Origin of the sequence: Peptostreptococcus russellii (assembly GCF_003012055.1) — a bacterium.
GTDB lineage: Bacteria > Bacillota > Clostridia > Peptostreptococcales > Peptostreptococcaceae > Peptostreptococcus > Peptostreptococcus russellii.
Map to the genome: position 1 here is coordinate 265,274 of NZ_JYGE01000007.1, position 12,991 is coordinate 278,264.

The following is a 12,991-nucleotide window of genomic DNA, read 5'->3' on the forward strand; positions in this document are numbered from 1 at the left end:
AAGACCGTTGATGATGGGTAACTATAAGAAAGAAGACAATTTTAATGCTATGTGATTATGGCAAGATAGAAATCGATATGAGTAAGGAGAGTATTATGAGTAATTTAAGATTTGATTTTAGTAAGGCAGAAACATTTGTTGAAAAGAGAGAAATTGAAGCAATGCAGCCATTTGTAAGTGTGGCACATAATTTACTTCATGAAGGCAAAGTTTTGGGAAGTGATTTTTTGGGGTGGATAAATCTTCCTGTTGATTATGACAAGAAAGAATTTGCAAGAATCAAAAAGTCAGCAGAAAAGATTAAGTCAGATTCAGACGTATTAGTAGTAATAGGTATAGGTGGCTCTTACCTAGGAGCAAAGGCAGCTTTAGAGATGTTTGGAAGTGCATTTAAGAACAATCTAAAGAAGGAAGATAGAAATGCTCCAGAAGTATACTTTGCAGGTAACAGTATTAGCTCATCATATCTGTTAGACCTGATAGATCTAATAGGAGATAGAGATTATTCAGTAAATATAATATCCAAGTCAGGTACTACAACAGAGCCTGCACTTGCATTTAGAATATTTAAGGAAAATCTAGAGGCAAAATACGGCAAGGAAGAAGCTGCAAAGAGAATATATGCAACAACAGATGCATCCAAGGGTGCACTGAGAACTCTTGCAGATACAGAAGGATATGAAACATTTGTAATACCTGATGATGTTGGGGGAAGATTTTCAGTTCTTACAGCAGTAGGACTACTTCCAATAGCAGCAGCGGGCTTTGATATTGATGCTATGATGAAAGGTGCTGCAGATGCAAGAGAGAACTACTCTACAGACGACCTATCAAAGAACGAAGCATATCAGTATGCAGTAGCTAGAACTATCCTACAGAGAAAAGGAAAAGAAACTGAACTAATGGTCAATTATGAGCCACAGCTTCAGTACTTCTCAGAATGGTGGAAACAGCTATTTGGAGAGAGTGAAGGAAAGGACAATAGGGGAATATTCCCTGCATCTGTCAACTTCTCTACTGACCTACATTCTATGGGACAATATATACAAGATGGAAGAAGATTTATATTTGAAACAGTAATCAATGTTGAAAATCCTAGAAGAGACCTTGAAATCAAAGTGGACAAAGACGACCTAGATGGACTAAACTATCTAGCAGGCAAGACTGTCGATTATGTAAACCACAAGGCATTTGAAGGAACACTACTAGCACATACTGATGGAGAAGTTCCAAACCTAGTGCTAAATGTGAAAAAACTAGATGAATATACATTTGGTCAGATGGTCTACTTCTTCGAGATAGCTTGTGGATTGAGCGGCTGTATGCTAGGAGTAAATCCTTTCAACCAACCAGGAGTAGAAGCCTATAAGAAAAATATGTTTGCCCTACTAGGAAAGCCAGGATATGAAGAAGAAAAGGCAAAACTAGAGGCAAGACTGTAAATATAGAAAACACTAGAAGTATTAATCTTATAGACAATAGTTTTATAGAGATAGTATAAAATATTATAGCTTTGAAGATATAGAGTAGATAGCTATATCTAAGCTTGTAAAATCTTAAGTTTAAAGCTTGTAAAATCTTAAGTCTAGAAAATACAATAGTATAAGAATTAGAGATAATTAGTTAAATATAGGGACCTATGAAATTCATAGGTCTCTTTTTATGTAGATATACACTAGTTAAAAGAGAAGAATATACTTTAAAGTACAAAATAATAAATATTCTCATTCACTCAAGAAAAAATGCTAGAATCCTAGCAATAGCCTTAATTTATCCTAAATGTTTTTTTAAGTTTATTTTAAGAAAATGCTTATATAATCTAGATAATACAAAAAAGAGAAAACATATAAATGAAAGGATGAATTTAATGAAAACAAAAAGTATAATAAGCGTGATAGTAGTAGCCTTAATATCATCAATATCAAGCAGTGTTCTTACATTTAATATGATGAAGGATAAATCTTCAGATCTAAAAGCACAGCAAAACAATGTGAAGATAGTAAACTCAGGCGAAACAAAAAATCAAAACGTATATCAAGCAGTAGCTGAGAAGGCATCGCCGTCTGTGGTCGGAATAATATCAGAGACAATACAAGAAAGCAACTTCTTCAATGTAAAACAGACAGTACAGGGAAGCGGAACAGGCTTTGTAGTAGACAAGAGAGGGTACATACTGACAAACGCTCACGTGGTCGGTGACGGTGTAGCAAAGAACGTGAAGGTAATCTATGAAGAAGGCAAATCAACGATGGGAGACGTCATCTGGTACGATACAACACTAGATCTTGCAGTAGTAAAGGTCGACAAGAAGGATTTAGTGCCAGCAGAACTAGGAAATAGCGATGAAGTCAAAGTAGGAGATATAGCAATAGCAATAGGAAACCCACTAGGAACAGACCTTATGACAACAGTTACTCAAGGTATAGTCAGCGGTCTAAACAGAGATGTATCTACAGAAAATACCAATATGTCTGGACTAATACAGACAGATGCAAGTATCAACCCTGGAAACAGCGGAGGACCTCTACTAAATCAAGAAGGTCAGGTAATAGGTATCAACACAGTAAAGGCAAATGCAGACAACCTAGGCTTCTCTATACCTATCAACACAGCTAAGACAATAGTTCAGAAGGTAATAGAAGACAAAAACTACAAAAAACCAGTACTAGGTATTACAGGACTAGACGTTAAGAGCTATGTATCATATACGGGACAGAACCTAGGAGTAGACAACGGAGTAGTAGTCAAGTCAGTACAGAGCGGATCAGTAGCAGAAAAGGCAGGAATCAAGCCAGGAGATATAGTAGTCAGCATAGATGGCAAGGACATCAAGAACATGGGAGATGTAAGCAAGAAGATGTATGAGTATACAAAGGATAAGAACTTCAACATACAGGTAATAAGAGAATCCAAGAAGGTAAATCTCAAAACATCATAATTAAATGCTAGAGTGATTAAAATCGCCCACATAGTATGGCGAATACTAACAAATAAATAGAAAAATAATTTTAAAAAACAAGTATTTTAAACATTTGAGAAGCTAAATAATATTATTTAGCTTCTTTTTTATTTCCACACAACTCGGTAATAGATAGCCTCAAAAGTAACTATAATAGTAATTGTAAGAAGGGTATCTTACAGTCAAATAAAAGCTGCAGCGAGATAAAATTACAAGGAGGTAATAAGTATGGCAAAGTTAGAAGATAAGGAAATCACTCTAAAGATGGTATTTAGCAAGGGAGAAACAAACACAGGAAAGAAAAAGTTGATGAGTCTATCAATCAAAAACATTAACAAAGGGGCAAGTGATGATGATATATATCAGCTAGCAAATGAACTAGCATCCCTACAAAGTTTACCACTACTAGGAATACACAGACTACAAAGCGAAATAGTAGTAGATGAGTAAAAGTAAGCAGAAAATATCAAAGTAAGTAAAAAGTAGCAAAAGAAATAAAAGATAGAAAATAAGTAAAAGATAGCTTAGCTAGTTTGCAAGAAAGAAGTAAAGTAATAAAATAGCTAGAGCAATAAAAGAAGTAAAGCGATAAAAGGAGTAAAGCAATAAAAAAAGTAAAGTAAGTAGTAATAGTAAAAAGTAGCAAAAGTAGTAAGAAGTAAAAAAATAATAAAAAATTGTTTAAAAAAAGTAATGGATTTTTTAAAAATTGCATATATTAATAAGAGAGGACAAAAAAATGGAAAATACAAAGAAGTTACAGTTAAAGTTCAAGAGAATCGATCAGAAGAGTTATAATTTAGTACTTAAAAATCCACGTGAAGACCTTACAGAAGAGGAAATAAAGAAAGTTATGGACATAATAGTGGAAAAAAATATCATCAATCCAGCAGGAATGAAGATAGAAGCAGTAGAAGATGCAAGCATAATAGATACTTCTGTAAAAAAGTTTGATCTAGGAATATAGAGAATATAGGCACTCAGTCCGTAGCTCAATAAAAGTAGCGAAGATAATAAAAATCAACTCGCAAATAAAAAAGGAGACAAAATAGCAGAATATGGATGGTAAGACTATAATATCTATAATACAAAATGTGGGATTTCCGATAACGATATCTGTTTACCTACTGGTGAGAATGGAGATGAAGATAGATCAACTAACAACATGCATATCTGAATTGGCAAGAATAATTGAGGCTAAATAATATAAACAAAATAATTTCTGGGAAGGAAACTTCCCAGAAATTAAATATTAGGAGGTAGAGTATGACTTTAGAAAAGAACACCTTAGATAATGAAATAGGAAAAGAAAGAGATGAAAGCAGAGAAGATAAGTTTATGGCAAAAGATTCAATAGCTCAGATAGTAGGAGATATGGACATATTAAGAATAATGATGGCGATAAATCTCTTGGGTGGAAAGGTCAGAAAAAACTACAAAAACATATCATCTAAAGATCCAGAAGTAGTATTTAGAGATATGCTCAATTCAGAAGCACTGCTATCATTAAAAGAAAGCGACAGTAAAAAACTACTCAAAGAAGCAAAGAAACACTTAGGAAACCTAGAGATAATAGTATTATCTGTCATTAGATTCTCCAACCCATCATTAGAAGAGCTGGCAGGAATAATAATAGGAGTGCTTAAAGAATTTCAAGGGGGGAGAATATATATAGAGAGCCAGAGACAAATAAGACAAAATATATGTATACATACAGCAGGAATGCTGAGTGAAAAGTATAGTATGACAGACAAGGAAATATCCGAACTAATAGAGAAGTGTCCAGAACAAATCAGAAGATACATCAGCGACGTAAAAGATAACCATGACCACTCATATCTAAGATTGTTTGCACAACTAGCAAAAACAATTGACGATCACCACAAAGAACTACTAGCAAAACAAGGAAATAAATTATTTATAAGAAAAAAGAAGAACTCAAAAACCTATATAGTCATAGATTTGGACAAGAAAAAAGGAGAAAAATCTAGGGAATATACTATGAGAGAAGAAGAAGTAGAGAAATACCTAATAAAATGTAAAAAAGAAAGAGAAAAAGAGCTTGCCGATAAGGAAAAGTAAAGTCTGTCAAAGGATAAAAAGCTTAGAATTTGAATTGTAATCAGGAATAAATTTCAATTTAAGTTTAGAAAAAAAATAAAAATTATGCTATCTCTAAAAATATTGCCAGAGATAGCATTTTTTTTGCGTAAAATGTTGAAATATTAATAATAGTAATGTATAATAAAGTACGGTTGAAGAAAAATATTGATAAAAAAAAGGCTAAAATACATGAAAAAGCACAATTTTTTCGAAAACCACTTGAAATTATTACAGTTTTGTAATAATATTAGAGTGTGAGAAGTGTAAAGATTATTTTGTCATTGGTACAGGATAATTAACGCGATTGAAATGTAATTGAATAATATGTTTGGGAGGAATGATAAAAATGAAGAAACAAATAGCTGTTTTAATGGCTGCTGCAACTGCAGTAACAACTGTTGCACCAGCAATAGCAAATGCCGATGTGACTAATCACAAGGACGTTTCAGTAAACGAAGCGGTAGAAAAGGCAAGAAAGGCACTAAATGACAAGTATGACAATGAGAAGGCTAATGGTATAACTATACCAACTGGCTCATCACTAGCAAAGGATTACTTAAACTCTAAGTACATAGTACTAGTAAATAAGCCTGGTCAAGGATTTAAGGAGTATAGTGCAAGTGCATACAAAGATTTCCAAGAGTTTAATGCAGATGTTACAGATACTGTAAAGATAGTGAATGGAGCAATAGAAGGTGATGGATGGTATGTAGTTGATAATGCTACTAAGCTAGGAACTCTACTAGAATCTTATAGTAATTCAGAAGAAAAGCCAGTAGTAGCAATAATAGATAAGGGTTCTAAGGATGGTTCATCTACAAAAAAGACTGATCAGAAGCACTATGTTAAATCAATTGAGAATGACGGAAAATGGATATTTGAAAATAATCAGGAAGTTTCGCTTACAAAGACTGCCAAGTATTTAGTTGCCTATGTAAATGAAGCAAATAGAGTAGCTGAAGGAAAAGAAAAAGATGAAACTTTTGTTGAATCTTTAAAGATTTGGTCAAATGATTATAAAAATGGCGAATATGTTATAAATAATAAGGAAGCTGTAGCAGGAAAAACTATAGCTGAAATTACTAAGATGGAAGTAGAATTAACTGGTGGAAAGAAGATTACATTAGAATTAGGTGACGATGCACTAGACTTCACTGAAACAAAAGATGGTGTCGTTTTATTTGCAGTTAATAAAGATGGAGATATTGAGATAAATAATAACTATGGTGAAGAATTCATGAAATCTATAGAAGAGTTTGACACTATAGAAAATGAAGGTGACAATAAGTCAGTAGTAATTGATATAAAGAATGGAGATACTGAGGTTTACACTGTAGACTCAAATGCTGTAGAAGAGTCTCTAGGACTAGAAAATATCTACACTAGAGAAGATGGATATACTTCTGAAGGTAAGGATTTTGTTAATGGAATAATAAATGCAAAGAAGGAACCTTGGAGATTTAATTTCCGTGGCTCTAACTATGAACTTCTTAATAAAAATGAAAGTAATATCAAGTTAGGTGATGCTAAGATAGACAAGTCTGGAGACGGATACAAGCTTACATTTAATGTTGATGTTAAAGATGCAAATGATGAGGATGTAACTAAGACTCTTAAGTTTGTAGTAAAGGGTGATAGTCAGAGAGACCTATACGATGTACTTCGTGACCTTAAGGGTAACGTAGAAGTAGTATCAGGACACTTCACTAAGCTAGCAGGATCTAATAGATATGCTACAGCTATAGCTGTTTCTGAAGAACAATTCAAGCCAGACACTGCTAAATCAGTAGTAATAGTAGGTGGAAAGGCTCAGCTAGATGGTCTAGCAGCAGCTCCTCTAGCTTCAGCTAAGAACGCTCCTATATTACTAGCAGATCCAAACACTGGATTAAATAGAGATACTATCAAGGAAATAGATAGAGCTTGTGAGTCACTTAAGAACAAGACTGTATACATAGTAGGTGGAGAACAGTCTGTACCAGCTAAGGTTGTTAAGCAGTTAGAAGATGAATTCGGCGCTGTTGTACAGAGACTAGCTGGTTCAAATAGAAAGACTACTTCTCTAGAAGTTGCTAAGAGACTTAAGTATGATGGTTTAAAGAACAAAAGAGCTTTCATAGTTGGAAGTGAAGGCGCGGCAGATGCTATGTCAGTTTCATCTATTGCATCTATGAAGAATAATATAGGTATGTATCAGCCAGGTGAAAATGATACTGAAGTAAGCCCAATACTTGTTGTTGATAAGAATGGTATAGATAGAGAAACTAGAGAGTTCATTAAAACAAAATTGGAAACTAATAATGCATACCTAATAGGTGGGGAACAAAGTCTAAGTACTCAGGTTCTTAGAGACTTGGGAACTGCAGAGGTTGCAACAAGAAAGAGAATATCTGGAGATAATAGATATGATACAAATGTTGAAGTTATAAAGGAATTCTATGTAAACTCTAAGAGTACAGACACTTCAAAGGTATCAGTAAATGGTGCAATCTTCGCATCAGGAGAAAATGACTACTTAGTAGATGCTCAGACTGCTGGTTCTTTTGCAGCTGCTCAGAGATCACCAATAGTTCTATCTGGTAATAAGCTAACTAAGGATCAGGTAGACCTAATGAAGGATGGCGGAGTTCTTGATAATCAGAGAGCTAACATCTATCAGGTAGGTGGAGTTGTATCTTCTGACGTTATGAAGGTTGTTGTTGATAAGCTAGACTTATAAGATTTACAATCTAATAGATTAGATATATACAATTAATAGATAAATTGGAGAGTGGGAGGTTTCTCACTCTCTTTTTTTAGAGAAAATTAATTGGATTTAATAACTATTGAAAGGCATATATCAATTAGATATAATTAATACACAAACTACTATGGAGGTAATACAATGAAAATTAAAAATCTTAATAAAAAAATAGCTGCCATTTTATTGAGTTCTACTTTTATATTGGCTTCTATTCCTATGTATTCGTCATTTGCAGAAGGTGAAACAAAGCCGGAAACAGCTATCTTGGATACTTCTACTAAGGGAGATGATCAAGGAACAGGCGATAAGACAGATAAAGAAAATCCCAATAGTGACAATAAATCTGAAGATGATAAAGTTCAGGATGATACTGACAAAGGTGATACTATAGCTGATGAAATATCAGTAAAGGCAAATGTTGGATATGATACAAAGGTAAACATGCCAAAGTCTAAGAACTTAAAGGTAAATGTTAGCACTCCTTTTTCAGGCAAGGGATATCTGATGATAGACCTAAGTGAAAAGGCTTTTGATAATGACAAGGACAAAGAGCCACTAATAGTAACTTTAAATGGAGCCAAGACATATCTATTGAAAAATTACGGACGTTATAGTGTTGAGTATAGCTCTGACAAGACAATGTACAGATATTATATTCCTTGTGAAAATTTGGGATCTAAGATAGAGTTATCAATAAAAGATAGCAATAAGGATGCCGTATATAAAGATGAATTTAATATGAGAGTATATGCTGGACTTATGGGAGAAAATACTATGAGTCCAACTACAAAGCTAGATAGTGATCAGCGCAATTTAGATACTATTTTAGGTGAAAATAAAATATATGCTACTTCTACTTATGAAGATGAAAAGAAGTATGAAGGCTTTATATTAGGAAATTTTGGTGATAAGGAAGTAGATAGCTTTATATTTAGACCTGATGCTAGATCTGCTAGAATAACATTAAAGATAGGTGCTATGAGTGATAGAAGTTTTTACTATGATAATAGTAGAAAAAACGATAAATTTGTAATTAAATATTACAATACAGAAGATACATTCAAGAAGGCAAAGAGAAATGGTGATAAGGACAAGGATGGTAAATCTAAGTTTAAAGATGATGAATATGTAAAAAAAGAGATTAGTGTTAGAAATTCAAACTCTGTATCTCTTCCTTGGTTCCCTGATCACGGTATTATAGAGATTACTTTGAAGCAACCAAACAATTTCTTACAGAGAATAAGTGTAGTAGAAGAACGTGACTCTATTAATCTTCCAGATGGTAATACAGACAAGCCAGATACTGATAAGCCTGATACAGACAAGCCGATAGATTCTAAGGTTACTAGATACAGTGACGGCAACAGATATTCTACTGCTATCAAGCTAAGCAAAAAGGCATATGATAAGTCTGATATAGCTGTAGTAGCTAGTGGTGAAAACTTTGCAGATGCTCTATCAGGTGGGGCTCTTGCAGCTATTCACGAGGCACCTCTTTTATTGGTAAATGAAGGTTCAACTGCTGATGATGTCAAGGCTGAGCTAGATAGATTGAAAGTTGACAAGCTTTATATACTGGGTGGTACTAAGAGTATATCAAACAAGATAGAGTTCAAGTTATCTAAGAATAAGGACGACAAAAACAGAGAAGTAATCAGATTGAGCGGTTCAGATAGATACAAGACTTCTATGGAAGTATACAAGGAAGTCACTAGAGCTAGTGGAAGCAACGAAGCTCCAGTATTAGTAAACGGAAAGCAGTTTGCTGATGCTTTATCTGCTGGTCCTATTGCAGCCAAGGATAAGAGAGCTATTGTTCTAACGGATGGACACAATGTTGATTCTAGAATAGACAAAAAGAGCGACAAGAATATAATAGTTGGTGGACATACTTCTATGGACAATTCTTTTGCTGGATATAGATATTCTGGTCGTGATAGATATGAGACTTCTGCCAAGATTGCAAAGCATTTCAATAATCCTAAGAATGCTCTTCTTGCAAGTGGTGAGAAGTATCCAGATGGTCTAGCTGCTATTACATTATACAACAAGTATGAGGGACCACTACTATTGACTCGTAAGGATAGCCTACCAAAGGATATCAAGAGCTATATATCTTCTAGTGATATAGAAAATGTATATATAATCGGTGGTACTAGCAGTGTATCAGAAAAGGTTGAGAGTACATTTAAGAAGTAGTATTTAGATTTTTCAAGATAGATATCTTATAATTTGAATATATTTAAGGGAGTGTCATATGGCACTCTCTTTTTTTATTGTTAATATCTGTGTGTTATTAATATCTGTGTGTTGTTAATATCTGTATGTTGTTAATATCTATGTGTTGTTAATATCTATGAGTTGTTAATATCTGTGTATTGTTAGTATCTGTATATTTGTATTAGCTATATGTTTCCTAGATGCTGAGAGATGTTTTATAGAGTTCTCTGCTAGGTCTTTCTATTTTATTGTATGGAAATCTTATTTTTACTTTATTTTCAAAATATTTAGCTAGTTTCCACATTTTCCACATACTACGGTAAGATATTGTGGACAAAAAATATATAATGACCTTATCAAAAGTATTTTATGTGTATAAGTTTTACTTTAATTTTGGGAGGTAATGATATGGAAAGACTTGGCGTGGATGTTAGTAAGTACAATGGTATCTGTAATTTTGAATTGGCAAAGAAAAATGGTCTTGATTTTGTTATTATCAAGGCAGGTTCGGGCTATACTGGGGAAGATCCTAACTGGGTGAGAAATTACAACTCGGCTGTGAGGGCAAATTTAAATGTTGGTGCCTACTGGTATTGTTATGCATCTAATGTTTCTGAGGCTATCAAGGAGGCGGATATGTTTCTTTATTCTTTGGAGGGGATGAAGTTTTCTTATCCTGTTTATCTTGATTTGGAGAATTTTAGGTGTCAGGGAAGTTTGACTAATGGGCAAAGGACAGATATTGCTGTGGCATTTCTGGATAGGCTGGAGAGGGCTGGCTACTATGTTGGTCTGTACACTATGAAGTACTGGCTAGATTCCAAGCTGGATATGTCTAGGCTTTCTAGATACGATCTGTGGATAGCTAGGTGGGAGTCCAAGTCTCACGCTTACAAGGGACTGGGCAATGTCTATGTCTGGCAGTACACAAACAAGGGAAAGATAGCAGGTATACCATCAACTAGTGAAGGTGGCGTGGATATGAATATATCTTACATAGATTACCCAGAGATAATAGTCAAGAAGGGATTTAATGGCAATAGTAAATAGTAGTGGACTAGCTTTGGGATGTATTGGGAGTGAGTGGTTGAGTTTATAGAGTGAGTGCTTTGAAAGATTTATATTTTTGTTGCTAGTAGCGGGTTTGCTGTGATCTAGTATGGCAAGTTTCTAGTTTTTATAAATTATATGATTGATTAATAATAGCTGTTTGAAAGATTTGAAAGCAAGGTGATTTATAATTAATATGCTCAATGGTTTTAAGATTGACTGTTGGGCATATATTATTTTTTGACTTTAGTTTTGGGAGTTTTACTCAAGCTATTTTTGTATTTCATTATGTTTTGCATAAAATATATTACTTAATATTGAATTAATTTATCAAAATAGAATTTATTATCTAGAAAGTGATATATAAAGTGATATATAAAGCTTTCTAGATAGAATGATAACGAGGTATTGGATAAAAATAAGAGATGTTAGGGGGCAGGGAGATGTCTATAGTGGTAAATTTAGATGTTATGCTGGCTAAAAGAAAAAAGACTTTGAAGGAGCTCTCGGAAGCGATAGGAATCAGCAGTACGAATCTATCAATACTAAAAACTGGAAAATCTAAGGGAGTTAGGTTCTCTACTTTGAATAGCATTTGTAAATATCTTGAGTGTAGTCCGGGTGATATTTTAGAGTATTGTGAAGATGAAGAGTAGTGAAAGAACAATTAAAATAAAAGGCTAGCTAGGAAAAAGTTTATGCAGGGCTATTGAATAGAAATTGCGTACGGCTGTTGAATAGGAAATAAAGATATAGTATAAAGTCAGCAAGTGTAGGAAAATCTATGTGGGTTATCAAACAGATAGTATGGACACAGTAAAAATTAGTAAATGTAGGAAAATCTATGTTGGGTTATCAAACGTAAAACAATGATACAGTAGAAAATCAGTAAATATGATACAATCTGCTATAAGTTAGTGAGCAGAAATCAAGAATATTATAAAGCTATAGAGTTATGAGTGTTATAAAAATATATTCATAGTGTGGGAAAATCGTTATACAGTAGTACCCAAAAAGTATAGGAGAATTAGAGGATGGAGATTTTTACAATAATATTTTCATATATGGTATAAGCTTCTTAAATAGCTTATTTAAAGCTTTTTTAGTGTGTTGACTTTCTATTAAGGTCTTATAAATTGATCTATTTTATAAAAAATCAAACTAAAATATAGAAAAAGCATTGACAATATAATTATAAGGTGGTATATTATTACTTGTCCTTAAGAAAAGGGCGCTAACAATTTTAAAAAGATTAAATACTTAATAAAAATAAAATTTAAAAAAAGTATTGACAAAAGCTTTTAAAAATGTTACTATAATTAAGTCGTCGAAACACGACACACAATGAACTTTGAAAATTGAACAGCAGGTTAATTCAATAAAGCTTTTTAAATAAAGCATTTGAAATTAACTGTTTAAACAAGCAAACTTGTTTAAACCACAAACAAACCAAGCCAGATATTTCGAGATAATTATCTGAGCAGACAAATTTTTTAACGAGAGTTTGATCCTGGCTCAGGATGAACGCTGGCGGCGTGCTTAACACATGCAAGTCGAGCGCGGTCCCTTTGGTGCTTGCACCAGAGAAGACTGAGCGGCGGACGGGTGAGTAACGCGTGGGTAACCTGCCCTATACACATGGATAACATGCTGAAAAGCATACTAATACATGATAACGTACACTGATGGCATCTTCGGTGTATCAAAGCGTTAGCGGTATAGGATGGACCCGCGTCTGATTAGCTAGTTGGTGGGGTAAAAGCCTACCAAGGCCACGATCAGTAGCCGACCTGAGAGGGTGATCGGCCACATTGGAACTGAGACACGGTCCAAACTCCTACGGGAGGCAGCAGTGGGGAATATTGCACAATGGGCGAAAGCCTGATGCAGCAACGCCGCGTGAACGATGAAGGTCT

At 34.0% G+C, this 12,991-nt stretch carries 10 protein-coding genes and 1 rRNA gene; all 11 read left to right on the forward strand.

Annotated elements, in window-relative coordinates; all coding sequences use genetic code 11:
• The first annotated feature begins 95 nt into the window (after positions 1-95).
• Positions 96-1,442 carry a glucose-6-phosphate isomerase gene (locus UF10_RS08990; RefSeq protein ID WP_106777485.1) on the forward strand — a complete coding sequence of 449 codons (1,347 nt, stop codon included), beginning with the start codon at positions 96-98 and terminating at the stop codon, positions 1,440-1,442.
• A 425-nt stretch (positions 1,443-1,867) separates the two neighbouring features.
• A complete protein-coding gene (locus UF10_RS08995; RefSeq protein WP_106777486.1) occupies positions 1,868-2,938 on the forward strand; it encodes a S1C family serine protease in 1,071 nt (356 codons plus the stop codon).
• A gap of 249 nt (positions 2,939-3,187) precedes the next feature.
• Complete coding sequence (locus UF10_RS09000; RefSeq protein WP_106777461.1) at positions 3,188-3,409, forward strand: DUF1659 domain-containing protein; 222 nt, start codon at positions 3,188-3,190, stop codon at positions 3,407-3,409.
• A gap of 289 nt (positions 3,410-3,698) precedes the next feature.
• The gene (locus UF10_RS09005; RefSeq protein WP_106777462.1) at positions 3,699-3,926 is read left to right on the forward strand and encodes a DUF2922 domain-containing protein; all 228 of its coding nucleotides are present in this window, start codon (positions 3,699-3,701) and stop codon (positions 3,924-3,926) included.
• Positions 3,927-4,017: 91 nt separating this feature from the next.
• Positions 4,018-4,164, forward strand: a complete 147-nt coding sequence (locus tag UF10_RS09010) for a YvrJ family protein (protein WP_106777463.1) — start codon at positions 4,018-4,020, stop codon at positions 4,162-4,164.
• Positions 4,165-4,225: 61 nt separating this feature from the next.
• Positions 4,226-5,041 carry a hypothetical protein gene (locus tag UF10_RS09015; protein ID WP_106777464.1) on the forward strand — a complete coding sequence of 272 codons (816 nt, stop codon included), beginning with the start codon at positions 4,226-4,228 and terminating at the stop codon, positions 5,039-5,041.
• A gap of 367 nt (positions 5,042-5,408) precedes the next feature.
• Positions 5,409-7,781, forward strand: coding sequence for a cell wall-binding repeat-containing protein (locus UF10_RS09020; RefSeq protein ID WP_170062474.1), 2,373 nt, complete (start codon positions 5,409-5,411; stop codon positions 7,779-7,781).
• 165 nt (positions 7,782-7,946) lie between these two features.
• Positions 7,947-10,004, forward strand: a complete 2,058-nt coding sequence (locus UF10_RS09025; RefSeq protein ID WP_106777466.1) for a cell wall-binding repeat-containing protein — start codon at positions 7,947-7,949, stop codon at positions 10,002-10,004.
• Positions 10,005-10,433: 429 nt separating this feature from the next.
• The gene (locus UF10_RS09030; RefSeq protein WP_170062475.1) at positions 10,434-11,075 is read left to right on the forward strand and encodes a glycoside hydrolase family 25 protein; all 642 of its coding nucleotides are present in this window, start codon (positions 10,434-10,436) and stop codon (positions 11,073-11,075) included.
• Positions 11,076-11,518: 443 nt separating this feature from the next.
• A complete protein-coding gene (locus UF10_RS09035; protein ID WP_106777468.1) occupies positions 11,519-11,731 on the forward strand; it encodes a helix-turn-helix domain-containing protein in 213 nt (70 codons plus the stop codon).
• Between the two features lie 836 nt (positions 11,732-12,567).
• A 16S ribosomal RNA gene (locus UF10_RS09040) occupies positions 12,568-12,991 on the forward strand; the annotation flags it as partial.